At 58.7% G+C, this 24,751-nt stretch carries 26 protein-coding genes; 11 read left to right on the top strand and 15 right to left on the bottom strand.

Translation table 11 applies throughout. The features are described from left to right. The first annotated feature begins 8 nt into the window (after window positions 1-8). Window positions 9-938: a branched-chain amino acid transaminase gene (locus tag BW974_RS13365; RefSeq protein ID WP_076430758.1), complete on the top strand. Its 930-nt coding sequence runs from the start codon at window positions 9-11 to the stop codon at window positions 936-938. A gap of 397 nt (window positions 939-1,335) precedes the next feature. Here the strand turns inward: BW974_RS13365 and BW974_RS13360 are convergent, their stop codons facing one another. The 9 genes from BW974_RS13360 to ahaH form a co-directional block, all read right to left on the bottom strand. Beyond that, window positions 1,336-2,028 (bottom strand): V-type ATP synthase subunit D, encoded by a 693-nt coding sequence (locus BW974_RS13360; protein ID WP_076430757.1) that lies wholly within the window; start codon window positions 2,026-2,028, stop codon window positions 1,336-1,338. A gap of 153 nt (window positions 2,029-2,181) precedes the next feature. Further along, entirely contained in the window at window positions 2,182-3,594 is a 1,413-nt protein-coding gene (locus BW974_RS13355; RefSeq protein WP_076430756.1) for an ATP synthase subunit B, read from the bottom strand. Continuing rightward, on the bottom strand, window positions 3,594-5,354 hold the full coding sequence (locus tag BW974_RS13350; RefSeq protein ID WP_076430755.1) for an ATP synthase subunit A: 1,761 nt from the start codon (window positions 5,352-5,354) through the stop codon (window positions 3,594-3,596). The genes BW974_RS13355 and BW974_RS13350 overlap by 1 nt, the downstream gene beginning before the upstream one ends. Next, entirely contained in the window at window positions 5,351-5,692 is a 342-nt protein-coding gene (locus BW974_RS13345) for a V-type ATP synthase subunit F (protein ID WP_076430754.1), read from the bottom strand. The genes BW974_RS13350 and BW974_RS13345 overlap by 4 nt, the downstream gene beginning before the upstream one ends. Continuing rightward, window positions 5,689-6,744, bottom strand: coding sequence for a V-type ATP synthase subunit C (locus tag BW974_RS13340; RefSeq protein WP_076430753.1), 1,056 nt, complete (start codon window positions 6,742-6,744; stop codon window positions 5,689-5,691). Before BW974_RS13340 ends, BW974_RS13345 begins: the two co-directional genes overlap by 4 nt. After that, complete coding sequence (locus BW974_RS13335) at window positions 6,741-7,322, bottom strand: V-type ATP synthase subunit E (protein ID WP_076430752.1); 582 nt, start codon at window positions 7,320-7,322, stop codon at window positions 6,741-6,743. The genes BW974_RS13340 and BW974_RS13335 overlap by 4 nt, the downstream gene beginning before the upstream one ends. Before the next feature lie 24 nt (window positions 7,323-7,346). Continuing rightward, window positions 7,347-7,625, bottom strand: a complete 279-nt coding sequence (locus BW974_RS13330) for a F0F1 ATP synthase subunit C (RefSeq protein ID WP_076430751.1) — start codon at window positions 7,623-7,625, stop codon at window positions 7,347-7,349. Between the two features lie 195 nt (window positions 7,626-7,820). Beyond that, window positions 7,821-9,980 (bottom strand): V-type ATP synthase subunit I, encoded by a 2,160-nt coding sequence (locus BW974_RS13325; protein ID WP_076430750.1) that lies wholly within the window; start codon window positions 9,978-9,980, stop codon window positions 7,821-7,823. After that, window positions 9,967-10,299, bottom strand: a complete 333-nt coding sequence (gene ahaH, locus BW974_RS13320) for an ATP synthase archaeal subunit H (protein ID WP_076430749.1) — start codon at window positions 10,297-10,299, stop codon at window positions 9,967-9,969. Before ahaH ends, BW974_RS13325 begins: the two co-directional genes overlap by 14 nt. A gap of 383 nt (window positions 10,300-10,682) precedes the next feature. Between ahaH and BW974_RS13315 the strand changes: the two genes are divergently transcribed. Then, window positions 10,683-11,306, top strand: a complete 624-nt coding sequence (locus tag BW974_RS13315) for a methyltransferase domain-containing protein (protein WP_076430748.1) — start codon at window positions 10,683-10,685, stop codon at window positions 11,304-11,306. A gap of 15 nt (window positions 11,307-11,321) precedes the next feature. On the opposite strand, the gene BW974_RS13310 is transcribed toward BW974_RS13315, so the two are convergent. Both BW974_RS13310 and BW974_RS26490 read right to left on the bottom strand, forming a co-directional pair. Next, on the bottom strand, window positions 11,322-11,786 hold the full coding sequence (locus tag BW974_RS13310; RefSeq protein WP_076430747.1) for a type IV pilin domain-containing protein: 465 nt from the start codon (window positions 11,784-11,786) through the stop codon (window positions 11,322-11,324). A gap of 27 nt (window positions 11,787-11,813) precedes the next feature. Continuing rightward, on the bottom strand, window positions 11,814-13,079 hold the full coding sequence (locus tag BW974_RS26490; RefSeq protein WP_245800079.1) for a DUF7096 domain-containing protein: 1,266 nt from the start codon (window positions 13,077-13,079) through the stop codon (window positions 11,814-11,816). A 154-nt stretch (window positions 13,080-13,233) separates the two neighbouring features. On the opposite strand from BW974_RS26490, the gene BW974_RS13300 reads away from it, so the two are divergent. From BW974_RS13300 to BW974_RS13280, 5 genes are all read left to right on the top strand, one after another. Then, window positions 13,234-14,373 carry a helix-turn-helix transcriptional regulator gene (locus tag BW974_RS13300; protein WP_076430746.1) on the top strand — a complete coding sequence of 380 codons (1,140 nt, stop codon included), beginning with the start codon at window positions 13,234-13,236 and terminating at the stop codon, window positions 14,371-14,373. A 105-nt stretch (window positions 14,374-14,478) separates the two neighbouring features. Continuing rightward, window positions 14,479-15,270: an electron transfer flavoprotein subunit beta/FixA family protein gene (locus BW974_RS13295; protein WP_076430745.1), complete on the top strand. Its 792-nt coding sequence runs from the start codon at window positions 14,479-14,481 to the stop codon at window positions 15,268-15,270. Beyond that, window positions 15,267-16,220, top strand: a complete 954-nt coding sequence (locus tag BW974_RS13290) for an electron transfer flavoprotein subunit alpha/FixB family protein (RefSeq protein WP_076430744.1) — start codon at window positions 15,267-15,269, stop codon at window positions 16,218-16,220. The genes BW974_RS13295 and BW974_RS13290 overlap by 4 nt, the downstream gene beginning before the upstream one ends. An 85-nt stretch (window positions 16,221-16,305) precedes the next feature. Further along, window positions 16,306-17,028, top strand: a complete 723-nt coding sequence (locus tag BW974_RS13285; RefSeq protein WP_076430743.1) for a class I SAM-dependent methyltransferase — start codon at window positions 16,306-16,308, stop codon at window positions 17,026-17,028. A gap of 42 nt (window positions 17,029-17,070) precedes the next feature. Further along, a complete protein-coding gene (locus BW974_RS13280; protein ID WP_076430742.1) occupies window positions 17,071-17,913 on the top strand; it encodes a polyprenyl synthetase family protein in 843 nt (280 codons plus the stop codon). A gap of 22 nt (window positions 17,914-17,935) precedes the next feature. On the opposite strand, the gene BW974_RS24680 is transcribed toward BW974_RS13280, so the two are convergent. Further along, the gene (locus tag BW974_RS24680; protein WP_139328874.1) at window positions 17,936-18,616 is read right to left on the bottom strand and encodes a DUF8100 family protein; all 681 of its coding nucleotides are present in this window, start codon (window positions 18,614-18,616) and stop codon (window positions 17,936-17,938) included. Between the two features lie 156 nt (window positions 18,617-18,772). On the opposite strand from BW974_RS24680, the gene BW974_RS13270 reads away from it, so the two are divergent. Then, a complete protein-coding gene (locus tag BW974_RS13270) occupies window positions 18,773-19,228 on the top strand; it encodes a DUF5814 domain-containing protein (RefSeq protein ID WP_076430740.1) in 456 nt (151 codons plus the stop codon). A gap of 34 nt (window positions 19,229-19,262) precedes the next feature. On the opposite strand, the gene BW974_RS13265 is transcribed toward BW974_RS13270, so the two are convergent. Further along, window positions 19,263-19,664 carry a DUF8146 domain-containing protein gene (locus BW974_RS13265; protein ID WP_076430739.1) on the bottom strand — a complete coding sequence of 134 codons (402 nt, stop codon included), beginning with the start codon at window positions 19,662-19,664 and terminating at the stop codon, window positions 19,263-19,265. Between the two features lie 40 nt (window positions 19,665-19,704). Next, window positions 19,705-20,367 (bottom strand): helix-turn-helix domain-containing protein, encoded by a 663-nt coding sequence (locus BW974_RS13260; protein WP_076430738.1) that lies wholly within the window; start codon window positions 20,365-20,367, stop codon window positions 19,705-19,707. Window positions 20,368-20,454: 87 nt separating this feature from the next. Between BW974_RS13260 and hutU the strand changes: the two genes are divergently transcribed. From hutU to hutI, 3 genes are read left to right on the top strand one after another with little or no spacing between them, the layout of a single operon-like run. Further along, a complete protein-coding gene (gene hutU / locus BW974_RS13255; protein ID WP_076430737.1) occupies window positions 20,455-22,200 on the top strand; it encodes a urocanate hydratase in 1,746 nt (581 codons plus the stop codon). Then, window positions 22,197-23,141, top strand: coding sequence for a formimidoylglutamase (gene hutG / locus BW974_RS13250; RefSeq protein WP_076430736.1), 945 nt, complete (start codon window positions 22,197-22,199; stop codon window positions 23,139-23,141). The genes hutU and hutG overlap by 4 nt, the downstream gene beginning before the upstream one ends. After that, on the top strand, window positions 23,138-24,373 hold the full coding sequence (gene hutI / locus BW974_RS13245) for an imidazolonepropionase (protein ID WP_076430735.1): 1,236 nt from the start codon (window positions 23,138-23,140) through the stop codon (window positions 24,371-24,373). The genes hutG and hutI overlap by 4 nt, the downstream gene beginning before the upstream one ends. A 112-nt stretch (window positions 24,374-24,485) precedes the next feature. Here hutI and BW974_RS25695 read toward each other — a convergent pair whose 3' ends face one another. Beyond that, a complete protein-coding gene (locus BW974_RS25695; protein ID WP_175609697.1) occupies window positions 24,486-24,647 on the bottom strand; it encodes a hypothetical protein in 162 nt (53 codons plus the stop codon). Between the last annotated feature and the right edge of the window lie 104 nt (window positions 24,648-24,751).

The following is a 24,751-nucleotide window of genomic DNA, read 5'->3' as shown; positions in this document are numbered from 1 at the left end:
GAGAGCGTATGAGCTTTGACGAGATGGATGTGGATACGATATGGATGAACGGCGAGTTCGTCGATTGGGACGACGCAAAAGTCCACGTCCTCACGCACGGACTACACTACGGAACTGGCGTTTTCGAAGGTGTGCGGTGCTACGATACCGAAAACGGCCCGGCAATTTTCCGCTGGGAAGAACACCTCCAGCGCCTCTACGATTCCTGCAAGCCGTACAACATGGAAATCGAGTACGAACCGGAGGAACTCACGGAGGCCACGCTCGAACTCATCGACCGCCAAGACCTCCATTCCTGCTACATCCGGCCAATCGCCTACTACGGCTACGACAGCCTCGGCGTCAGCCCCGGTGACTGTCCGACCGACGTAACCATCGCGGCGTGGCCGTGGGGCGCGTACCTCGGCGACGAAGCCCTCGAAAACGGCGTCAAGGTGATGGTTTCCTCGTGGCGCAAACACTCCTCCAGCCAGATTCCGACGAACGCCAAGACGACCGGCCTGTACGTCAACAGCCTCCTCGCTGGCGAGGAAGCCCGACGAAACGGCTTCGTCGAGGCAATCGTGCTGAACAAGGAAGGTAACGTCGCGGAAGGCCCCGGCGAGAACATCTTCCTCGTGCGCGACGGCGAGATTTACACGCCCGGCCTCTCCCAGAGCATCCTCGACGGCATCACCCGCGACAGCGTCATCGAAGTTGCACGTGAAATGGGCTACACGGTTCACGACGATGCGACCATCAGCCGTGGCGAACTCCACACCGCCGACGAACTGTTCTTCACCGGCAGTGCCGCGGAAGTCACCCCAATCCGGCAAGTTGACAACGTCGAAATCGGCAACGGAAGCCGTGGCCCTGTGACCGAGGAAATCCAGTCGAAATTCTTCGACCTCGTCAACCGGCGCATCGACGACCACGAAGAGTGGTTCACCTACATCTAACAACCCACCTTTTGCTCGCACCTTTTTTGTTCGTCGGGTACTGCGAGAGCCGACGGCTTTCGCGTACCACTCCTCGAAAAAATCTGCACCGTCAGAGCGAAGCCCTGACGAACCGTCCGTTCGCTCCTCCATCGCTCACGGAGAAACCAAAAACCACGCGGACGAGCGGAAAGCGCGCCGCATCTTCGATTTGCTTGTGGTATTGCCGAATTCAGGGAGCCGATAATCAGAAGACATTCACAATGCAGTAGACGAGCGAGAGCAGAAAAACCACCGAACTGTACCGGTCAAACCGATTCCAACGCCTTCGATTTTCCATTACCTCAACATGACCGTCAGCATAATCCACAGTTGTGGCTACTGGTAACAGAGAAACACAGAAGAAAATTCGCAGAGATTAGCTCGTGACGGCGACTTCGCCTTCGACGGGTTCCGGTTCGCTGGCCTCTTTTTCGGCCTTCTCTTCTTCTTCCTTCTTGGCCTTGATTTTCTTCATCCGGAAGATTTCCTCACGTTCCTGCTCTTCGAGTTTCTGCTCGATGTAGTCTTGCGCTTCGTGCAGTTCGGGGAGCAGTTTGAACTCAAGCGCGTTGACACGGCGCTTAGTCGTCTCGATTTCGGTGAGCATCTTCTTCATCGCCGTTTCGACTTCGGCGGCGAGGATGATACTTTCGAGCAGTTCCTCGTAGGCATCTGCGGTTTCGTCGATTCGGGCGCTCGTACCGAGAACACCGTAGCCTCGTTCGTCGAGCGATTTCTTGACCTTCGAGGACTCGATTTGCGGGACGACGACACCCATGATGTTTTTCGATTCGGTCGTAATCTCCGGGTGTTCTTGCAGTGCGGCGGCGGCCCCACGAACGGCAACGTCGCCTTCCATCGCGCGAGCCATGTTGATGGTCTGCTGTGCGCGCTGATAATCCTCGTCCAGACCGGAGCGCACGTCCTGCGCTTGGTCGAGGATGTCCATGAACTCCATGATGAGACCGTCACGCTTCTTCTCCAGCGTGTCGTGGCCCCGCTCGGAGAGGTCGATTCGGTCCTCAATCGCCATGAGGTTCTTCCGAGTGGGTTTAACGTCCTTAGCCATCTTGGTTGACCATAAAAACTGGAAGGGGATAATACTTTACAGTCGAGATTCCTTGGCCGAGGGTATTCGACTGCGAACTGCTGGTCAAATAGGAGGATAGACGGTCGTCTCTCGGTCGGTTACTGCTGAAAAATCAAACCGCAGAATACCGATTCAGTCAGCCGTGACTTCTTCGGCCTGCTCTTCTGGGTAATACTTCTCGATGAACTCCTCGTCGATACGATTGAGTTCTTCTTTCGGAAGCATCGAGAGCAGTTCCCAGCCAATCGTCAGCGTCTCTTCGATGGTTCGGTTCGTCTCGAAGCCTTGGTCGATGAACTCCTTCTCGAACCGGTCTGCGAAGTCGAGGTACTGGTTGTCACGTTCGCTCAGTGCTTCGCGACCGACGATGTTCACGAGGTCACGAAGGTCTTCACCTTGTGCGTACGCGGCGTACATCTGGTCGGACACACCGGAGTGGTCTTCGCGGGTAAGCCCCTCACCGATACCGTCGTCCATCAGGCGCGACAGCGACGGAAGCGGGTTGATAGGTGGCTGAATACCCTGCGAGTTCAGGTCACGGTCGATGTAAATCTGACCCTCGGTGATGTATCCGGTTAGGTCAGGAATCGGGTGCGTGTCGTCGTCGCCGGGCATCGTGAGAATCGGAATCTGCGTAACAGACCCTTCACGGCCTTCGATACGACCTGCGCGCTCGTACAACTGCGCAAGGTCAGTGTACATGTAACCCGGGTATCCACGTCGGCCCGGAACCTCTTCACGCGCGGCACCGATTTCTCGCAGTGCCTCACAGTAGTTCGTCATGTCCGTCAGGATAACCAGCACGTGGTAATCCTTGTCGAACGCGAGGTACTCTGCCGTGGTGAGCGCGAGACGCGGCGTGACCGTCCGCTCGACTGCGGGGTCGTCCGCGAGGTTCATGAAGACGACGGAGCGCTCCAGCGCACCGGTTCGCTCGAAGTCCTCCATGAACTCGTTCGCCTCTTCGGCGGTGATTCCCATCGCACCGAAGACAACTGCGAACTCGCTTCCTTCGTCGTCGCCGCCCTCGTCGTCTTCCGGCACACTTGCCTGTCGCGCAATCTGAAGCGCGAGTTCGTTGTGCGGCAGACCGGACGCCGAGAAGATAGGCAGTTTCTGTCCACGAACCAGTGTGTTCATGCCGTCGATGGCGGACACACCGGACTGGATGAACTCTTCGGGGTACTCGCGGGCGTACGGGTTGATAGCCGCACCGACGATGTCACGTCGCTCGTCCGGAACGATTTCCGGACCACCGTCGATTGGGTTGCCGGAACCGTCGAGCACGCGCCCGAGCAGTTCTTCCGTGACGGGCATCTTCATCGTCTCGCCGAGGAATCGAACCGAGGACCGTCGGTCGATACCTTCGGTTCCCTCGAACACCTGAATCGAGACGAGACCGTCGCTCGATTCGAGCACCTGTCCGCGCAGTGTGTCGCCGTCAGGCGTCTCGATTTCGACGATTTCGTCGTATCCGATTGGCTCGTCAACCTCGGCGAACACCAGCGGGCCGCTGATTTCCGTAATTGTCTGGTATTCTTTCATTAGTATTTCTCCCTGAGCTGTTCAGTGATGCTTTCTTCGACTTCGCTGATGAAGCCTTCCCACTCCTCGGCCGTCCCCATTCGGTTCAGGCGAGGTGCGGCGTCGATAGCCGTGATTTCTTCGACTGGAACGCCCGCTTCGAGTGCGGAGAACGCCTCCTCGTTGAAGGTCTGAATGGCTTCGAGCATCCGGTAGGTCTTCTCCGGCGCACAGAACATGTCCACGTCGTGGAATGCGTTCTGCTGGAGCCATCCCTCACGCAGGTAGCGTGCGACTTCGAGCGTGAGTTGCTGGTCTTCCGGCAGTGCGTCCTTACCGACGAGCTGAACGATTTCTTGGAGTTCGTCCTCCTCGTCGAGCACGTCAACTGCCCACTGACGCTTCTCCGGGAAGTCCGGCTCGACGTTCTGTTCGTACCACGGGTCGAGCTGGTCCTTGTAGAGCGAGTACGACTCGTTCCAGTTAATCGACGGGAAGTGCCGACGTTCCGCGAGGTCGGCATCCAGTGCCCAGAACGTTTTCACGATACGCAGGGTGTTCTGCGTGACCGGTTCGGAGAAGTCGCCGCCGGGTGGCGACACTGCACCGATAACCGACACCGAACCCTCCGTGCCGTTGATGTTCTCGAATTTGCCTGCGCGCTCGTAGAACTCTGCGAGACGGGCGGCGAGGTACGCCGGGTAGCCCTCTTCGCCGGGCATCTCTTCGAGACGCGAGGAAATCTCACGCATTGCCTCTGCCCACCGCGAGGTGGAGTCGGCCATCAGCGCAACGTCGTATCCCATGTCGCGGTAGTACTCCGCGATGGTGACTCCCGTGTAAATGCACGACTCTCGTGCGGCCACGGGCATGTTCGACGTGTTCGCAATGAGGCACGTCCGCGACATCAGCGGTTTGCCGGTGCGCGGGTCTTCGAGTTCCGGGAAGTCCTCGATAACTTCCGTCATCTCGTTTCCGCGCTCACCACAGCCGACGTAGACGACGATGTCCGCGTCCGCCCACTTTGCGAGCGAGTGCTGGGTTACCGTCTTTCCGGAGCCAAACGGCCCCGGAATCGCGGCGGTACCACCTTTTGCGATCGGGAACAGACCGTCGAGAATACGCTGACCGGACACGAGCGGCGTCCGAGGCGTCTGTTTATCGACGGACGGGCGCGGTTCACGAACCGGCCACTCCTGTTGCATCTGGACTTCTTCGCCGTTGTCGAGTTCGACGACGGTGTCCGTGACGGCGTAGTTGCCGTCTTCGACGGCGACGACTTCGCCACCCTCGTAGTCCGGCGGCACCATCACTTTGTGGTCGATGCTCTCGGTTTCGGGGACGATACCGACGACGTCGCCGGGTTCGACCTCGTCACCTGCTTCGACTTCGGGGTTGAACTCCCAGGTCTTCTCCTGGTCGATACCGGGTGCGTCAACACCGCGGTCGAGGAACGCGCCCATCTTGTCTTCGAGCACGTCGAGCGGGCGCTGGACACCATCGTAGATGGAGTACAGCATGCCCGGCCCGAGGTCAACGGAAAGCGGTTCGCCCGTGTTCTCGACGGGTTCGCCGGGTGCGACGTTCGAGGTTTCTTCGTACACCTGAATCGTCGTCTGGTTGCCTTCGATTTCGATAACCTCGCCCATGAGCCCTTCTTCACCGACGTACACAACGTCGTTCATCCGGGCACCGAGGTCCGTGGCGGTCACGACCGGACCACTCACGCTCTGAATGACGCCGTCCTCACGGACGACGTCGCTGTCTGTTGCCTGGCTCATTCGTTATCACCTTGTTCGTCTTCGTCCATAAGGTCGATACCGATTGCGCGCTTGATTTTGTCGCGGAGTCCGCCGCTTCCCGCGCCACCACCCAGCGTCACGAGGGTGGGTTCCACGCTCGTCTCGACGTCGTTCCTGACGTTTCGAGAGAGGTGTGCAAGGTCGTCGTCGTGCATCACGATGATGCCAACGTCGTCGTCAGTCAATATTTGAGAAACAGCGTCGTCCAACTCCGCGTCCTTTTCGTCGTCCGGAACGTTTGCGAACTTCCGAACCCCTGCGAGTCGGAATCCGGTGGTAAAGTCCGGACTTCCGATAACGGCGATTTCCTGGCTCATAGTATCACCAGTTCGTCTTCGATCTCGTCTTCGGACAGTCCTGCTTCGCGTCCGCGTGCGATGGCACGGATGTTGTCCACTTCTTTCTGCTTTGCGAGTATGTACGCAAGCACCGGACACACCGACAGCGGGAATACGTGCGACAGATGGTCGGAGTATTCGAGCAGCGCCGCGTCTAAGGCGTGCTCGAATCCAATGAGACTGTCGGCGCGCTCCAGTTCGTCGAGTGCTTCGTCTAGGTCGCTCCCATACGTGCTCTCTCGAACTCGGCTGATCAGTTCGTCCGTATTTCCGGCGAGCTGTGACAGCTCTGTGGCCTTGAACAATCGTCCGCCCGAAATGAAGTATTCCGAGGGGTCGATGTCTGCACCGCTTCGACTGATTCGCAGGGCGTTTCGGATGTTCCGGAAGTCGATTTCTGCTTGCAGAAATTCGACGTACAACTGCGTTGCACGGTTTTCCGTCTCCGTGACGCCTTCCATCAGCCCTTCGTAGTACGCGCGGTCAACCGCGTTCTCCAGCGGAATCAGCAGCCCAGTGGAGTCGTAATCCTCGTATGCTGCTTCGAGGTGGTCGCCGAAAATCGTTCCGTGGAGCATTTCGACAACGTCTTCGATTGCTCCCGCGTCGGCCAATCGGTCGAGGAACGACCGTTCGAACTCACCTGCGTGAATCAGGTCGTCACGAACCGATTGGCTGTCTGCATCCGCGTAGATGCCGCGAAGCACCGTTTTGACGTTCCACGCGTCGAACTTTCGTAGGTACCGCGCGATGAGGGTGTACAGCTTCCCGCCGGACCAATCCAACAGGTCGTCGAAGTGTTTGGCAAGGTTGCGATTGAGTGCGTACTCCACGAGGTCGACACCGTCGTAGCGCGCACCGAGTGCGTTAACTTCGGATTCGTACTCCGTCTCCTCCATGTAGCGGGCGATTTCGCCCGGCCCCATTCGGAGGAGTTTCCGGTAATCCTCGTCGTCGAACAGCGCGGCTCGTCGTGCCCGGACGCGGGCATTGACGTACTCGTAGTTCGATGTACCGTCTGCCGTGCTCATTGCTCGAACAACCGCGAACTGATTGCTTGGAGGTTGTCCTCCCACACGTCTTCGAGTATCGAATCGAACGTGTTGTTCACGCGAACGCGGGACGCCTCGCTCTCGGCGACGATGCCGCCGAGGCAGTCGTATTCGCCCGCGTACTCGAAGCCGTCGTAGTCCGTGACGACGTCGGTGAGCAGTTCCTCGTCGTCGGCTCGTCCGTAGATTCGGACGGTGTTGCCGGAGTCGAACTCCTCTGCCGCCGCGTCAAGCAGTGTGCGCGTCAGTTCCTCGCGGTCGTCACCGCCAAGGGTTGCGATTTCTTCTTCTACGTCGGAACGAACGTCTTGCAGGACGTCCCGGCGGGCTTCCAGCCGCTTCTGCTTGGCTTCGAGTTTCGCGCTGGAGAGCTTCTGCTCTCGTTCTCGCTCGATTTGGCTCTCGATTTCGCGCTCTTTCGCCGCGAGAATCTCCTCGGCGTCCGACTCCGCCTCGGCGATTATCTCGTCCGCGCGGGTTTCGCCTTCCGCACGAATTTCTTCCGCACGCTCGCGGGCCTCGTTTCTAATATCCTCAACTACCGTTTCCAGGCTCATTGATAAGAGGGAATGTGTGTGTGTTTAGACCACGAACACAACGACGAGCGCCAGAATGACGAGCGTCTCCGGCAGAACCGTCAGAATGAGGCCCGTACCGAACAAGTCCTGGTCTTCCGTGACAGCGCCGACTGCGGCGGCACCGATACCACGCTCTGCGTATCCTGCGCCGAGTGCAGCGAAACCGACTGCGAGTGCTGCGGCGGCTTTTGGTGGAATGGCTGGCGAACTGCTACCCTGAGCGGCGCCGTCCTGTGCGAGCAGTACTGCTGCGTCGACGAATGCGAGTATGAATTCGAACATTGGTTTAGTCCTTTGTGGCTCTATAGCCTAACAAGTCGTAGTTCGAGTCACTGGATTCTTAAAACTTCCCAAAGCGTTCCGTCGGATTCGCTTGTATCGCGGGCTGTACCTGCTAAATCATGGTACCAAATACCAGTGTCGAGAGATGACCGAGGCCAAGTCGGCCGTGAAAAAACGAAAAACTGGGTTTCAGCGTCAGTCCTGCGTCGTGTGTGTTCGCTCGTAGCCGAACGGCTCGTACTCTTCGCCGCCGCCCTGATAGAACTTGCCGAAGAACTCGACGTATTCGAGACGCACCGCCTGCAGTCCTGCACTCGTAACACCGAGCGCCAGCACCAGCAGGTGGCCGACGACGAGAATGAGCAGTCCGACCAGCACGCCCGCGACGCCGGAGTGCATCAGACCGGGGAAGATGATGCTCGCTCCCTCGTAGTGGCTGTTCACGTAGCTCGGGCCGTACGAGAGCATGAAGTGCCATTCGTCGTGGTGTTCGTACGCACCGAAGAACAGCAGGTTGATGACGAACGCCATTCCCGCTTTCGCCAACAGCACCGCGGCGATACGAGTGTAGGAGATAACGTCCGACAGCGATTTCAGGCTCTCCAGCGTTCCGATGAGTGCGCCAGGGCCACCCAATTCGGAGACTTCACCGGCAATCATCAGCACGAGGCCGACTGCGGCGACCGCGAGCGCAATCGTTCCGACGGATGCCGGGAAGCCAGCGAAGCCGAGCGCAAACGGACTACCGTTGAATACCTCGAACAGGAACGGTGGCTTTGGCCCCATCATTTGCTTGCTGAAAATCCACACCCAGACGCCGAGCATGAGGATAATCCACGACCCCTTGTGGAGCAGTGCATCCTTGAACCCGTGTGAGAGTTCTTCGAAGAACCCGAACAGGTAGCCGAGCGTGAGGTGTGCAAGTCCGATGAGCAGGCTCAGAACGAGCCAAGTACTAGCATACTCAGCATTTGCGGGCTGAAGCCCTTTCTTGATCGGTGGCCCCATCTCGCCGTAAATAGTCTCACCGAGGATGTGTAATCCGAAGATTTCGCCGTACAGCACGCCGAAAATAGCGGTGAACAGACCGGCCCACAGTGCGATGCCACCGAGACTCTTCAGAGCGAGACTGCTAGTCTTCGAGTATATTGCATACCCGAATGCGAGGTACAGCAGTCCGTATCCGAGGTCACCGATCATGAACCCGAAGAAAATCGGGAACGTGAGGAACAGGATGACCGACGGGTCGAACTCGAAGTAGCGCGGTCGGTTGATGGTTTCGACGAGCAGTTCGAACGGTTTGACCGGCCCGGGGTTGTCCTGCACGACCGGGGGTTGTTCGTCGTCGTCAACGACGTGGCCGCCGTCGGTTGTGGCGACTTCTTCCGCCTCTTCAGTGACGGTGTGTGGGTGGCCTTCCTCGTAGTCGGCACGACGGAGTTCGTCCACTTCGACGTGGTCGCCGACCGTCGCGTCGAGGTCGCTCGCCAGTTTGTTGTACTTCTCGGTCGGAATCCATCCTTCGGCGATGAAGGCGTTTTCCGTCGTCGCGAACTGGAGCGGTGCTTCCGCCTTCTGCACCTCGATGCTGAGTTTCTCTTCCGCGGCGAGGAGGAATCCAGCACCGTCGAGTTTCACGTCGTGCAGTTCCTTTTCGACGCCGTCGAGTTTCGATTCGAGCTTCTGGCGTTCGTGTCGAAGCTCCGAAACGTACTCTTCCGGACTACCGGAGGCGTCCGGCACCTCAAACGATGCGAAATCCACGCCGACGAGTGCGTCGTCCAGCGCGTCTTCGTCCGCATCATCTGTCGGGTACGCGAAGATGGCGACGGTTCTGCCACCCGTGAACAGTTCGAACTCTTGGATGTCGTCGGCGTCGCGCAGCGTTTGCTCGATTTCGTCCGTGTTTCCTTCACCGACTGCGACTTGGAGGCTGTCGTAGCCCGACAGCAGGTCCAAGTCGATGCCGAGTTCCGCGAAGGGTTCCATCGAGTCGATGCGGTCTTCGACGCTTCGGAGTTCGTCTTGTAGCTCGTTTTGCTTGTCGTCGAGCGTGTTGACCTTCGTTCGGATGTCTTCCAGTTCGTCGTCCAGCGCGTCGTCGGTGACGATTCGCTGTGGCCCGGCGTCCTCGTCCTGCACATCGAGAATGCTCTCGATGGAACGAATCGTGACGAGTTTGTCGGACACCTCTTCTGCGCCCTCGATTGGGTTGCCGGGTTCGAATCCTTCCCACGACCCGTCGTAGTTCGACAGATGAACGAGATTCAGTTCGTGAATCGTCTCGATGACTTCGGACATAACGTCCCGTGACCCCGTCACCGAGACCTTGCTCATTTGCTCAGGTCTGAGCATGCACCGCCTCCTTGAACCGGTCGAGGACGAACTCTTTCGTGTCCTCTACGTTCTCTTGCGCGCGAGATTCGAGTTGCTTGCGTTCTTGCTCACCCGCCGCGAGCAGTTCTTCGCGTTCGGATTCGATTTCCGCGCGCGCTTCTTCCAAGCGTTTTTCTTCCAATTCTGTGGCCTCTTTTTCGGCTTCCTCGCGGATTTCCTCAGCCGTCTTGCGCGCCTCAGAAATCCGCTGTTCGCGGTCTTCTTTGGCTTCCGCGACGATGTCGTCAGCCTCCTCTTCGGCCTCCGTTATTCGTTCGAGAACCTCTGGCCTCGGCATATACTGTAATCACGCGGAAGGTTACTCTGGCGGCTATAAACTACTTGCGGAACCAAGCGCACGACGAGTGAAACGAGTCGTAAGCGATAGGCAGGCCGGTCAACCGGGAGAACTACAATCAACACAATCACACAAATCAGCAGGCTAATCAACCGCCAGCGGGCCAGCACACCCTCCATGAGCGAGGAGCGCAAGCGACGAGAGAGCGGGCCGACGAATCGTTCAAAGGAGCGTCGAAAACGCGACTGAGGGGGTGAGGAGGTTTTTGATCCACCTTTTTCTAGAGAGTTCGACCGGGGAGTGGCGCGATTCGCGCCACTCCTCGGCTCACGACCGCAGAAAAAGGTGGGGATTCATCACTACCCAGTCCCAAGCGCCGCCTAATGGGTATCCTCGAAAACAAACGTCGCGCACGAATCTTCTACAAATATCTCTCGAAGGTGTACGACACGGTCAATCCGTTCATCTGGAACGAAGAGATGCGAACCGAGGCGCTGTCAATGCTCGACATCGACGAAGACGACCACGTCCTCGACGTTGGCTGTGGAACCGGTTTCGGAACCGAGGGACTGCTCGAACATACGGACAACGTATACGGACTCGACCAGAGCGTCCACCAACTCGAAAAGGCGTGGGCGAAAATCGGCAAATACGACCCCGTCAGCTTCTATCGCGGTGACGCGGAACGGTTGCCGTTCAAAAACGACACCTTCGATGTGGTGTGGTCGTCGGGTTCAATCGAGTACTGGCCCGACCCAGTCGAAACACTTCGGGACATTCGCCGCGTGACGAAACCCGGCGGAGAAGTGCTTATCGTCGGCCCGAACTACCCCCGAACCGGCGTCATGCAGAAAGTCGCGGACTCGATAATGCTCTTTTACGACCGCGAAGAGGCCGACCGAATGTTCCGCGAAGCGGGCTACGAGGACATCCGCCACCGCGAGATGGGACCGCAGTACGACCCCGACATTGCCATCACGACCGTCGCGCGCGTGCCTGAAGAGTAAAGCTGACCGCCGTTTCTATTCTGCCGTCGTCTCTACCTCCGTCACAACCGTGTCGTCCACGGCGATTCGAACGACGACTCTGTTACCCGTTTCGAGAAGTGGTGCGTTCGTTCCCGCAATTCCGAGGCTCGCGGTTTCGCCAGCATCCCACGTTTCGTTCGTCGCACTGTTGAATGGCCCAGTCGGGCCGGGTTGGAATCCGTGTGCTGAAAAGAACGGAACTGGTGGCTGTCGTTTCAGTGGCGTCCCGTTGACGAGGACGTGGACGGACAGCGATTCGACGGCGAGCGAATCGCCCGCCCGATGGACGAACGTCAAACGGTCGGTGGCGGCGTCAGCCGAAACGTCGATGACGACGTATGTCGGTTCCTGAAACGAGGTCGATTGCACTGTAACTGCGCCAATCGTTCCCGCGAGAACGAGCGTGACGACGAGTAAAAGAACCGTTGCGACGACGGGTGAGAGAGCGCGGTTCGACACGCATCCGAATGGTTCCGTTTCGCTATTTCAACGTTCGGCTGTGACGATAGATTTCGGCGTCCCGACCGATTCATTCGATTGCGACAATCCATACGGGGTAACGGTGACGTTGAGCGGCGCGCCTCCGTGCACACTGGAAACAGTAAAGCTTCGTCTCGGAGCGACAGTCCACAGAACGCCGTCGCTTCCGGTTCGTCCGAGTTCTCGGTCGCCAATCGAGATGCGACTATCGACCGCATTGCCGTTTCCGTCAGTTGCGTTGATTCGGAGCGGGCCACCGGGATATGTTCCGTTGACGGTGAGTTGGTGGCCTATCGTGTCGTTTTGGATGGCCTCTCCGTAGGGAAGATGACTGTCACCAGTGAGATAGCTGTACTGCGTTTCTCGGAATATTTTCTCCGTCTTTCCGTCCAAAACCGCTCTGATGACTCCCTGTTCGTGTGGGAACGTGGTCACGAAGATACCCGTTCCGAATCTGGAGTTCGTACTTATTTCCCCGTTGTTGTTCTCTCGTGCCCATGGATATTGTGTCTCGGTAATGTTCTGGGCTTCCTGAGCGAGTAGTTGGTTCGTGCCGTTTATGTCTCTGTTTTCGGAGAGGTACGCCTCTCTCACGTACTGATTACCGTTGATACTCGATAGAACAACGCCTGTGTCCGTCGTTGCTACATATATCGTGCGTGATTCGGTTCGCCCATTGTACTGGTTTATCACCGACTCCCGAATGACTCCCTGTAGGGGGATGAGTTCCGCTTTGAGTTGCCACGCTCTCGGCGTAAACTGCGGAACGTCCTGCCCGCGGTCTTCCATGTGCTGTATCGAGCGCTCGACATTCGTCGCCTTCGCGTGAAGCACCGCGAGCCGTCGCACGTACTCCTCGCTGGATATTTCCCCGCTATTGAACTCCGTCCGAATCTCCCGTTCTGTGTACTTCAACGACGAGAGACGTGACCCAATGTCGAATCTGTACTGCCGAAGCTCCTGATGTCTGTTCCGGTCGTTGTTCGCGTTTGATAACTTTTCGTCGAGTTCGTATATCCGACTCTCCGTCTGTACCTCGTTTCTATCCATCTCCAACGCCGCACCGAGGCTGATCGATGGTGCGTCCGTGCCGGTGCGGTCGGGAGTACCCAGACTCAACTGTGCGGTCGTGTTGTTGACTCCCGGTGGCGTTACTACGCTATCCGTGTCCGCTCCGGTTTGCATCGAGGTCGCAGACCCAGTTTCGAGCGCAGCAGTAGGCGCGGTGAGGGCGAGGAGTACTGCGAATACGACGGGGAACACCCGGGTCATGTGAGTGGTGTACGTACCTCCGCATTAAAATACGTACGGGATTTCGAAGCAGTTGTATGAACGGCTAAGAAGGACGGAAATCATTCAAATTAGTCGCTGATGTTTTATCGCACGGATGGAAAGCATTTTCTTGCCCGATTGACCACACAAGTGTATGCGGTTACATTCCGCCCTCCTCGTGGTCTTCCTTACCCTCCTCGTCGTGGGTTCCGCTGTTTCCGCGGCGGATACGCGACAGGTGGCTTCGACCAACCTCGATACGCCGAACGGTGGCGAGGAGACGGTCGCAAGCCAATCAGCACCCCCGGAGACGACCACGAACGGCACCACGATTCGAATTACGCCACAACCCGACGGCGATGCTCGGTGGAATGTTTCGATGGAGTTCGTCACCAGGAACGAGAACGAAACCGCCGCCTTCGAGGAACTCGGCGACGATTTCGAACGCGGTAGCGCAAATGTTGGTCCCTCACAGGAGTTGTTCATCCGAATCGCAGACCAGATGCAGTCGGAGACGGGCCGCGAAATGAAGATTCTCGACGTAGAGCGGACGTACACGCCGGGGAACACGACTCACACGCTGTCGCTCTCGTTCGTCTGGACGAACTTCGCACAAGTTGAAGGAGACAAAATTATTTTACGTGATGCGTTTTTGCTCGACGACGGCTCATCGACGTGGCTCGATTCGCTCACTGCTGACCAACGACTCATCATCGAATCGCCGGACGGTTATCGGATTCAGAACTCGCCGAACTACGGCCACAACAACGGAACCGTCGCGTTGGAGGGGCCGATGTCGCTGAACCCCGAAACCCGCGAAATCGACGTAACGTACACCGAAACGGGCGACAGTGGCGAAGAACCATTTCTCTCTACGACGAACATCGTTCTTCTCTTGCTCGTCATCAGTACCGGGATTGGCGGTCTGTACGTGCTGATGCAACGACGGGATGATGAATCGGCAGATGACTCATCTCCCCGTGACCCGCCTGCGACGGTTTCGGAATCCAGACACGATTCGGGTGAAGAAGTTGCCTCCGATTCCGAACCGAAGGACGACGAACCGGATGTCGAACTGCTGTCCGACGAAGAGCGCGTCGAACACCTGTTGAAACAGAACGGTGGCCGGATGAAGCAGGCGAAAATTGTCACGGAGACGAACTGGTCGAACGCGAAGGTGTCACAACTCCTCTCGGCGATGGACGATGAGGGCCGCGTGGATAAACTCAGAATCGGCCGTGAAAACCTCATCACGCTTCCGGACGAAGACATCGTTGACTTCGATAGCGAATAATTTCGTCAAAATCCGGCTCAAACGAGTAAGAAAACCGAATAGTACTGCTCGTGCATTGTCGGCCGTTTCGAAAACGTTTACCCGCTACCCGGAAAGGAATTGATTATGAAGGTCTTGGTAACCGTAAAAGAAGTCGCCGAACTCGCGGATGACTTCGAAGTGGAAGGAACAGAGGTAGACGACCGCTACCTCGAATACGACCTCAACGAGTGGGACGACTACGCCGTCGAAGAAGGCGTTCAGATGAACGAGGAGGGCATCGCCGACGAAGTCGTCACCGTCACTATCGGCCCGGAGCGTTCGGAAGAAACGATTCGGATGGCGCTCGCCAAAGGCGCAGACCGTTCGATTCGCGTCTGGGACGAGTCGTTCGAGGACGTTGACTTGCTCGACACTGAAGCAAAAGCAGAGATATTCTCCGCCGTCGTCGCGGAAGAGGAACCAGACATCGTGCTGACCGGTGTTCAGGCAGGCGACGACGCATTCGGTGCGACCGGTGTCGCGCTCGCGGACGCCATCGACTTCGAGTGGGCGGCAGTCGTGAACGCGCTCGATATGGATGTTGACGAAGGTGTCGCGCACGTCCGTCGAGAACTGGAGGGCGGTGTCGAGGAGCTAACTGACGTGGAACTCCCCGCGGTGCTCACGATCCAGACCGGTATCAACGAACCACGATACGCCAGCCTGCGCGGTATTCGACAGGCTCAGTCCAAAGAAATCGCACCGAAAACACTCGCCGACCTTGGCCTCGACGCCGACACGCTGGAGAGCGACCTGACGCTGACCGACATGTACGAACCCGAAAGCGAAAGCGACGCAGAAATCTTCGAAGGAGACGCCGGAGAAACGGCCGGGAAATTGGCTGAAGTTCTTCGGGAGAAGGGGGTGGCAGAATGAGCGACGTTCTTGCCATCACGGAACACCGACGCGGCGAACTCCGCGACGAGAGTTTCGAAATCATCTCCGCCGGACGCGAACTCGCTGACGACGCGGGTGGCGACCTTCACCTCGCAGTCATCAGCGGCGACGTTGATTCCTTCGCGGACAGCCTGAACCGCGAGGGCGTGGATGCGATTCACACCGTCGAGAACGGCGAGGAGTTCAACCACGATGTGTACGTGCAGGCCATCGAGGCGCTGTACGAAGACCTCGCGCCGATGTTCGTCCTCATGCCAAACAGCGTGAACGGACTGGACTACGCGCCCGCCGTCGCCAATCGACTCGACCTGCCGCTCGTCACGGACGCAATCGGCTTCGAGTACGACGGCACGCTCACGACGACCCGCGAAATGTACGGTTCGAAAGTCGAGACGACCGTGGAAGTCGAAGGCGACCAGTTCGCCGTCACGACCCGTGGTGCCGAATGGCCGGAGGCCGAAGGCGTCGGTGACGCCGAGGTTTCCGCGTTCGACTTCGAAGTTGACGAGTCCGAAGTCCGTTCGACCGTCACCGGATTCGAAGAGGTCGGCAGTGGCGACGTGGACATTAGCGAAGCCGAGTTTATCGTCAGCATCGGCCGCGGTATCGAGGAAGAAGAAAACCTTCCGCTCATCGAAGACCTCGTGGAGGCGACGGGTGCGACCCTCGCGTCCTCGCGACCAATCGTGGACAACGGCTGGCTTCCGAAGAACCGACAGGTCGGTCAGTCCGGTGCGCAGGTCACGCCGCAGGTGTACCTCGCAATCGGTATTTCCGGCGCGGTTCAGCACGTCGCCGGAATGAAAGGCGCGGAAACCATCATCGCGGTCAACACCGACCCGAACGCGCCTATCTTCGACATCGCGGACTACGGTGTCGTGGGCGACCTGTTCGACGTGGTTCCGGAACTCATCGAACAGTTCAGCTAGAACCGTTCAGTTCTGTTTTTTTCACTCGAACGACGAACGCAGTTCAACTAGCGACCTTTTTCACCATTCTTGCAGAGTGAAGTGTATGACCGACGAGCGAGAGCAACCGCTGGCCCTCTCCGCCTACGAACAACTGGCCGACGATTATGCCGAGCGCGCGCCGACGAAACCGTTCAACGCAGACCTCGAACGACCGACAACGCAGGGATTGTTGCCGGATATTGCCGGAATGGACGTACTTGATGCCGGATGCGGGCCGGGAATCACGACCGAATATTTGCTGGACGAAGGTGCGGAAGTAACCGGTATCGACGCCAGTCCGTCGATGCTTTCTCACGCACGCGAACGGGCCCCCGACGCGGAATTTCTGCGGTGCGATTTCGGCGAGGAACTGCCCTTCGAATCGAACCGATTCGACCTCGTCTACAGTTCGCTAGCGTTCGATTACGTGGAAGACTGGGATTCACTCTTTGCGGAACTCGCCCGAGTGCTCCGCACTGACGGCCTCCTCGTCTTTTCATCCGGGCATCCCGTCGCGGACTACTTCCATTTCGACCCAGAGAACTACTTCGAGACGGAAGTCGTGAGCGAAGTCTGGACGAGTTTCGGCGACCCGGTCGAGGTTCCGACCTATCGGCGGCCACTGTCTGCAATACTAAACCCACTGCTTGCTGCTGGATTTCGACTCGACCGTATCGAGGAAAGCCAACCGACAGATGCATTCCGCGAGAAAGCTCCGGAAACGTTCGAGCGCGTGTCACGCGAACCCACGTTTTTGTCGATTCGCGCCGTGATGACAGCAAACTGAACCCGTCACGTATTTGCGTGCCCCGTCCTGAAGCACAGATGAATGGAGTACCTGATGGCCCGCAGGACGCTCGTCGAAGACCGATTGGAGGAGGTCGTAGCGCGGGTCGAACCACGCGAACTGTCGGACCAACTTGCACACACCGCGCTTTCGGGTGGCAAGCGCGTTCGGCCGACGGTTGCGATGCTGGTCTGCGAGGCGGCGGGCGGCGACGCCGAAGACGCCGTGGATTTCGGCGTCGGCGTCGAACTCGTTCACGACGCGTCGCTCGTCGTAGACGACATCATCGACCGCTCGGACGTTCGCCGGGGGACGTCGAGTGCGTGGGCAGAATACGGCTACGGCCCGGCCATCATCGCCAGCGACGGAATGCTCGGCGAGGCGTTCGAACTCTTTTCCTCACAGCCTCGTGCGATGGAAGTCGTCGCCGAATCGATGATAGAACTCGGCATGGGTGAGGCGTCAGAACTCGTCGATTTGCCCTCAAACCGGTCTGAGTACATGGAACTCGCGCGCCGAAAAACCGGGGCACTGTTCCGCGCCGCCGCTGAACTCGGTGCGATTGCAGCGGGTTCAGATTCGGAAACCGTGGACGCTTTCGGCGAGTACGCACAGCGCGTCGGCGTCGCGTTCCAGATTCGAGACGACGTGTTGGACGAGATTGCCGACCCGGACGACCTCGGAAAACCGACGGGACAGGACGAGGAAATCGGCCGCCCCTCCATCGTACAGGTCACCGACCTGAGCGCGGATGAGGCGAACGAACTGGCCCACGAGCAGTCCGACGCGGCCCTCGCCGCACTCGACCGAGTTGACGCGCCGGATTCCGAGGCGTTGGACTATCTGCGCGATTTCGCGGAGTTCGTCGTCACGCGCGAACACTGATGTTCCGGCTATCAAGCCGCGATTACAGTTTTCTGGATATTGTCATTCCGAGGAGAAGGAGGATTTTGGCGACGATGTTGGCGAATGCGAACATAATCCCGTGAACCGGGTGAATCGAGAAGAGAACCAGATACAGTCCATAGACTCCGACAATCATCGTGGCTCGGTACGTGAACGTCCGTCCGAGCTTCTTGAATCGCTCTTGGGTGTAGTGGAGATAGTTCATCCCCCCTCCGAGTAGGACGCCGAGCAACACCGCGACCCAAATCAGGACAGCATTTGCGTTCTGCGAACTGTCGAATGATGTGATTCCAAGTGAATCAGTAAGAGTCAGCAGTAAGACGTAGAGCACAATTTGAAGCCCTATCTGCCATAGCCCACTGAAAAACCCTCGTACAGTCGAAGGGTCTTCCCAGTCATCGGAAAAGCGGCTAAACCATCGCTCGGAGAGACTTGCCATTGCTCCAATTACTTCTGCAGCTATTTGACTTCGGTGGCTTTCGGCCTCGTAATCGCTTCCTCGAATCTTCACACCCGGTCTGGACGCGCGATGCGGACAGTTCGCGCCAGTCGCGCGACTGTCTGTATGCCCGGGGAGGTCGGGGGAGTACGAGGCAAGCGGTCTGCCTCGATTGCGAGCGAGGAGGAACGACCCGCGAGCGCCGAGGGCGAGTGCGCCAGCGGTCGGCGCACTCGCCCGCATGCGGTGGCGGTATTTGGAGTCGGCAACTGTCGGTCACATTGCGGTCGATTTCGATGACTACAGACAACACAAAAGCCCGGAAAATCTCAGCACCTCCGTCCACCTCTTCCGGTTGACGACACGCTTATCCGGCGGAACCGAATACATCCACTAAGCGTGGCTATCACGGACAAAATCTACGTCAAAAACCATCGCCAAATCTCCTCGCAGTTGGAGACGAACATCCCGAAAGGGGCGTTCAAAGGGGCGACGCTGGACATCCTGTTTCAGGGTGACGGCATGCAAAAATTGGACGGCGCGACCCGAGACAGAGTGCTCGATTTCGCCGAGGACTTCCTCGATTGTGACTGTCAGAGCAATCCGTACTGCGGCTGTCCGGAGCGGAAGTTCATGCGTTATCTGCTGGAACTGCGCGAAGGTGGCCTTGGCCCGGACGCCATCGTTGACGTGATGACCGACGATTACATGGTGTACGCCTACTCGGGCGACGTGCTGTCCTTTTTGGACAATTCGGTACGAACGCTGGAAGCCGTTGAGGAACTCGCCAACGTGGAGGGTGACGATTCGGCGGAAGCGCTCGCTCGGCAGAAAAAACACTCGCTGTCGGGGTAATCCGGTCTAATTGGCGCGAATCCACCCGACCAACTCAGCCGAGTCGAAACGGTTCGTCACTTTCTATCTCGTCGTCCAGTTCCTCCAAGTGAATGACCTCTTCTTCTGTTTCTTCGTCCACTTTCGCTTTGAGGTGGCGGACGTACTGCTTGTGTTCTTGGAGTTGGTCGCGGAGGTGTTCGGCCTCCAGTTCGAGGCGTTCGTGTTCGCGGATGAAACTCTTCGGCACCTCGATTTTTGGTGGGAACGAATCCTCGTCGTCTCTCACCTGATTTTCGGGGACGGCTTCCACCTTGCCGTCGTGGGCGACCAGCGTCTCGACGTAGTCGCGGAACACCGCTGACAGCGAAATGTCGCGCTTTTCCGCAATCTCCCGCAGGGTTTCGAAGGCATCCTCGTTGACCCTGAAGGAGATAGTTTTGTTTTTGTTGCCCATCGTTGTGTATATTGGTGGCGTAAGACTATTTAATGTTTTGTCAGACGGGAGTTCGGCCGCCGTAGAACGCGACCATTCCATCGACCAGTTTGTTCTCCGCGCGACGAAGGTGTTCTTCGAGCGTCCGGCGGTCAATGTCCATCTCGGCGGCGATTTCGGCGGTCGTCGTCTCCCGCGGAATCCGATAGTACCCCATTTCGTGTGCGGTGACGAGCGCCTCCTGCTGGCGCGGCGAAAGGTCCGAAATGGCGGTTTCAGGTGTGAGCAGTGGTCTGTCGCCGGGCACCGCGGCAATCTCGCGTTTCGATTCGACCGTCACCGAAAACTCGTCAACCAAATCTCGATAGAGTCCGGTCAGATTGGCCGAATCGAGCGCGAGTATCCGACACCATTTCTCGCCGTCCGCGTACCGAAGCGGTGGCACGAGCAGACAACTGTGCCGCGCCAGAAACGACTCGATAGTGTCCGTCTCGCGGTCTTTCAGGCAGGTTTCGGTCATCGCCAATCGCTCATTGCCCTCGACCAGTAGCTCTTGCACTCCGACGAGTTCTTCGAGGTGTTCCAGTGCGTTTGCCCCTGCTCGCCCGCTGACGTGGAGGAGGTCACAGTGGTCGTTACACCAGAGTTCGATGGTCGTCTCGGTTGCGCGAGTAGCCTCTGCGCACGCGCTCTCTCCCTCGATTCGAAGCACGGCCTCGTGCATCAACTCCCGATTTTCGTCAACAGTACTTAAATAGCCCTCCACACGCAGGGCCTGAGGTATTTGCGATTCGCGTGCGTATGACATACAATGAGCGAGCAATCCGAAACGGACGACGGAACCGAGACACACGGCGTCGGCGAACCGAGCGCCCAATGGCGCGAGTATCAGGGTGCGCCGACCGGAACCGACATCGAATGCAAGGGCTGGCGACAGGAGGCGGCCCTGCGCATGCTGAACAACAACCTCGACCCGGAGGTCGGGGAGAAACCCGAAGACCTCGTGGTCTACGGCGGAACCGGCCGTGCGGCCCGGAGTTGGGACGCCTACGACGTGATTCTGGCCGAACTGCGCGAACTGGACGACGACGAAACCCTGCTGGTGCAGTCCGGCAAACCAGTCGGGCGCTTCCGAACTCACGAGCGAGCGCCTCGGGTTCTCATCGCCAACTCGAACATCGTCGGCAAATGGGACGACTGGGAGCATTTCCACGAACTCGAAGCGAAGGGACTCATCATGTACGGCCAGATGACCGCCGGGTCGTGGGCGTACATCGGCACGCAGGGCATCATTCAGGGAACCTACGAAACCTTGGCCGCGCTCGCGGACGAACACTTTGCGGGCGACCTGCGCGGCAAAATCGTCGTCACGGGGGGACTCGGCGGAATGGGCGGCGCACAACCTCTCTCGGTCACGATGAACCACGGGGTCTGCATCGCGGCAGAAGTCGATGAATCCCGAATCGACCGCAGAATCGAGACGGGATACTGCATGGAAAAATCCGACGACTTGGACGAAGCCATCGAAAACGCAAAGCAGGCCGCAGAAGCGGGCGAACCGTACTCGGTCGGCGTCCACATCAACGCCGCCGACATGCTGGAAGGGATGCTTTCCCGCGATTTCGTTCCGGACGTCATCACCGACCAGACGAGCGCGCACGACGAACTGGAAGGCTACTACCCTTCGGGATACACCGTCTCCGAAGCAGACGAACTCCGCGACGAGAATCCCGAGAAATACGTCGAAGAGAGTTTGGATACCATGGCCCGCCACGTTCAGGGCATCCTCGATATACAGGACGCGGGCGCAATCGCCTTCGAGTACGGCAACAACATCCGTGGACAGGTGAAAGAACACCGGGAGATGGAACACGCTTTCGACTTCCCCGGATTCGTCCCGGCCTACATTCGGCCCCTCTTCTGCCAAGGAAAGGGGCCGTTCCGCTGGGCCGCGCTTTCGGGCAATCCAGAGGACATCCACCGAACTGATGAGGCAGTGGTCGAACTGTTCCCCGAAAAGGAGCAACTCCATCGCTGGATTGACCTCGCACAGGAACAGGTCGAATTTCAGGGACTCCCATCCCGAGTTTGCTGGTTAGGCTACGACACCGATGAAGACGGACTCACCGAGCGCGCTCGCTTCGCCCTCAGAATCAACGAACTCGTCGCAGACGGCGAAATCGAGGCCCCAATCGTCGTCACCCGTGACCACCTCGATGCGGGGTCGGTCGCCAGTCCGAACCGCGAGACGGAAGCCATGCGCGACGGTTCCGACGCCGTAGCTGATTGGCCGATTCTCAACGCCCTGCTCAACTGCGCGGCGGGTGCGGACATCGTCTCGGTTCACGACGGCGGCGGCGTCGGCATCGGCAACGCACTTCACACGAACAACCACGTCGTGCTGGATGGTTCCGACCTCGCAGCGGAAAAAGCCCGTCGCGTCTTCACGACCGACCCCGGAATGGGCGTAATTCGACACGCCGACGCGGGCTACGACGTTGCACTCGACCAAGCGGAAAAATCAAACGTCTCGATTCCGATGCGTGATAGCGAATGAGCGACTTTATCCACACCTTCGATTGGGACGGCACCTCTGCCGACCCGAACGACGAACAGTTCGGCGACGTGGTCGAACCCGCAACGACCGACACAGCAGACGAGTTCGACGCCGTCCTCGTCGGTGAACCTTACGACGGCGCGGTTATCGGCAGGAAAGGCGCGAGCGGAGGGCCGACGGCCCTCCGCGAGCAACTCTCGGGAATCAAAACCCACCACTTCGACGCCGGGCCAGTCCAGTCGGTCGGTGACCTCGGCGACGTAGCCAATCTCGAAGACACCGAATGGGTGGAAGAAGCCCAGTCGCTCGCCCACACTGCGGCCAGCAAAATTCACGAGGAATCGGTGTTCCCGGTTTTCCTCGGCGGCGACAACTCGCTCACATACGCCAACGCGGTGCATCTGCTCACGGAGGACTCCTCGCTCGGCGTCATCAACTTCGACGCCCATCTCGACGTGCGTGAAGTTCGTGACTCCCCGACCAGCGGAACGCCGTACCGCCAATTGCTCGACTCCGACCTCGGCGGCGGCCTCGCTTCCTACGCCTGCGTCGGCGCTCGTCACTTCGAGACGAGCACCGACTATGCCCAGTTCGTCCGCGAGGAAGGCGGCGAAATCGTCACCGCGGAGGAGGTCGGCGAGGATTCTGTTTCCGCAATCGACACCGCATTGGAGTCGATGGGCGACGTGGATACCGTCTACGTCAGCGTCGATTTGGACGTGCTGGACGCCGCGTTTGCACCCGGGGTCAGCGCGCCCACGCCGGGTGGAATCACGACTCGCGAACTGTTCCGGATGCTCCGGCTGGTCGCCAGCGACCCGCGGGTCGCTGGCTTCGAAATCGTCGAATGTGCCCCGTCGCTGGACCAGAACGAGTTGACGGTAAAGGCCGGTGCGCGGGCAATCGCGCACTTCCTCTCTACACTCGGAGGTGGCCGATGAGCACTCAAAATTCGGAATTCACCGCAGTCGTCCACGACGCGGCGGAAATCGTAACCATCGAGGAAGAGGGTTCACTCGGAATTTACGAGGATGCCGCAATCGCCGTGGTCGATGGGGAAGTCGCGCGAATAGGCGCGACCGGCCCCGTAACCCGCGAATATCCACCAGAGGATGCACAGTTCGCGGTTGATGCCACAGGCAAGGCCGTGATTCCGGGTTTCATCGACCCCCACACGCACGCCCTCTTTGCAGGCGACCGTTCCGACGAATTTGAGGCGAAACTGCAAGGAAAGACGTATCAGGAAATCCTCGCGGAGGGCGGCGGCATCCTCCGAACCGTCCGGGCAGTGCGCGAGGCAAGCGACGAGGAACTTCTCTCGAACCTCTTCTCGCACCTCGACACCATGCTGGCCCACGGAACGACGACTGTGGAAATTAAATCCGGTTACGGACTCGACACTGAGACCGAACTCCAGATGCTGGACGTCATCGCTCGCGCCGACGACCAGCACGCAGTCGATGTGATTCCGACGTTCATGGGTGCACACGCGGTTCCCGAGGGTCGGGACGCGGACGACTACGTGGACGAAGTTGTCAGAGAGCAGATTCCCGCAGTCGCGGAACAAGGCATCGCGCAGTTCTGTGACGTGTTTTGCGAGGAGGGCGTTTTCTCCGTCGAGCAGTCCCGGCGCGTACTGGAAGCGGGCGAAAAACACGGCATGACGCCGAAAGTCCACGCTGAGGAACTGGCCCACATCGGCGGGACGCAACTCGCCGCGGAACTGGGCGCGACCAGCGCCGACCACCTGCTCTACGCGACACGGGAGGACATCGACGCAGTTGTCGAGTCGGGCGTCGTTCCCGTTTTACTGCCCGGAACCGCCTTCGGACTGGGTGCCGAGTTCGCCGACGCGCGGGCGTTCCTCGACGCGGGTGCGCCCATCGCCATTGCGACGGATTTCAATCCCAACTGCTACTCACAGAGCATGGGCTTCGCTGCATCCCTATCCTGCGTCGAAATGGGCATGACGCCCAAAGAATCGCTCGTCGCAGGGACGAAACACGCCGGAATGGCGCTGGATATGGCGGATGGGGCAGGGACGCTTCAACCCGGAACGCCGGGGGATATTGCCGTTCTCGATGCTCCCAGCTACGTCCACGTTCCGTACAATTTCGGCGTGAACGCGGTCGAGACTGTGTTGAAAAACGGTCAGGTGGTACATCGTGCGTGAACGTGAGTTGGTGGTTGGTGAGTCTGGAGTCTATTCTCTGGATGGTTTGTCGCGGACAGTTGCCGACTCCAATCGAGAGCAGTGCTACAGAAATGCGCTTTGTGGCGTGTCGCTAGCTACTGCCGACTCCAATGAGACCGCTACCGCCCCGCACCCGTCCACACGCCTCCCCAACCGACTCGCTTCGCTCGTCCCTCGCGCGGGCGAACCGGAGGTTCGCCTTCGCACGCCATCGCGGTTGGCCGACCAGCCGAAACGCGTACGCACCAGTCAATCACGCGAAACGCAAATCTCGTCCGTACAACTTCCTTGGCAGGCTGCAAGGACGAGCGTAACGTCCGAGGGCTTTCGGCATCACGTCCTCAGTGGTTACGACGC

This window comes from Haladaptatus litoreus (genome assembly GCF_900156425.1).
GTDB classification, from domain to species: Archaea; Halobacteriota; Halobacteria; order Halobacteriales; family Haladaptataceae; genus Haladaptatus; species Haladaptatus litoreus.
This window is presented reverse-complemented; position numbering and strand designations above follow the sequence as displayed.

Bases quoted from the DNA above. Each gene is read 5' to 3' on its own strand.
- BW974_RS13260 (WP_076430738.1), bottom strand. From the start codon at position 20,367: ATGCACGAGGCCGTGCTTCGAATCGAGGGAGAGAGCGCGTGCGCAGAG.
- BW974_RS13280 (WP_076430742.1), top strand. From the start codon at position 17,071: ATGGAGTACCTGATGGCCCGCAGGACGCTCGTCGAAGACCGATTGGAG.
- BW974_RS13295 (WP_076430745.1), top strand. From the start codon at position 14,479: ATGAAGGTCTTGGTAACCGTAAAAGAAGTCGCCGAACTCGCGGATGAC.
- BW974_RS13290 (WP_076430744.1), top strand. From the start codon at position 15,267: ATGAGCGACGTTCTTGCCATCACGGAACACCGACGCGGCGAACTCCGC.
- BW974_RS13330 (WP_076430751.1), bottom strand. From the start codon at position 7,625: ATGTTCGAATTCATACTCGCATTCGTCGACGCAGCAGTACTGCTCGCA.
- BW974_RS13340 (WP_076430753.1), bottom strand. From the start codon at position 6,744: ATGAGCACGGCAGACGGTACATCGAACTACGAGTACGTCAATGCCCGC.
- BW974_RS13350 (WP_076430755.1), bottom strand. From the start codon at position 5,354: ATGAGCCAGGCAACAGACAGCGACGTCGTCCGTGAGGACGGCGTCATT.
- BW974_RS13315 (WP_076430748.1), top strand. From the start codon at position 10,683: ATGGGTATCCTCGAAAACAAACGTCGCGCACGAATCTTCTACAAATAT.
- ahaH (WP_076430749.1), bottom strand. From the start codon at position 10,299: ATGCCGAGGCCAGAGGTTCTCGAACGAATAACGGAGGCCGAAGAGGAG.
- BW974_RS13365 (WP_076430758.1), top strand. From the start codon at position 9: ATGAGCTTTGACGAGATGGATGTGGATACGATATGGATGAACGGCGAG.
- hutI (WP_076430735.1), top strand. From the start codon at position 23,138: ATGAGCACTCAAAATTCGGAATTCACCGCAGTCGTCCACGACGCGGCG.
- BW974_RS13360 (WP_076430757.1), bottom strand. From the start codon at position 2,028: ATGGCTAAGGACGTTAAACCCACTCGGAAGAACCTCATGGCGATTGAG.
- BW974_RS13285 (WP_076430743.1), top strand. From the start codon at position 16,306: ATGACCGACGAGCGAGAGCAACCGCTGGCCCTCTCCGCCTACGAACAA.
- hutG (WP_076430736.1), top strand. From the start codon at position 22,197: ATGAGCGACTTTATCCACACCTTCGATTGGGACGGCACCTCTGCCGAC.
- BW974_RS13335 (WP_076430752.1), bottom strand. From the start codon at position 7,322: ATGAGCCTGGAAACGGTAGTTGAGGATATTAGAAACGAGGCCCGCGAG.
- BW974_RS24680 (WP_139328874.1), bottom strand. From the start codon at position 18,616: ATGCGGGCGAGTGCGCCGACCGCTGGCGCACTCGCCCTCGGCGCTCGC.
- BW974_RS26490 (WP_245800079.1), bottom strand. From the start codon at position 13,079: ATGACCCGGGTGTTCCCCGTCGTATTCGCAGTACTCCTCGCCCTCACC.
- BW974_RS13345 (WP_076430754.1), bottom strand. From the start codon at position 5,692: ATGAGCCAGGAAATCGCCGTTATCGGAAGTCCGGACTTTACCACCGGA.
- BW974_RS13325 (WP_076430750.1), bottom strand. From the start codon at position 9,980: ATGCTCAGACCTGAGCAAATGAGCAAGGTCTCGGTGACGGGGTCACGG.
- BW974_RS13265 (WP_076430739.1), bottom strand. From the start codon at position 19,664: ATGGGCAACAAAAACAAAACTATCTCCTTCAGGGTCAACGAGGATGCC.
- BW974_RS13355 (WP_076430756.1), bottom strand. From the start codon at position 3,594: ATGAAAGAATACCAGACAATTACGGAAATCAGCGGCCCGCTGGTGTTC.
- BW974_RS13300 (WP_076430746.1), top strand. From the start codon at position 13,234: ATGCGGTTACATTCCGCCCTCCTCGTGGTCTTCCTTACCCTCCTCGTC.
- hutU (WP_076430737.1), top strand. From the start codon at position 20,455: ATGAGCGAGCAATCCGAAACGGACGACGGAACCGAGACACACGGCGTC.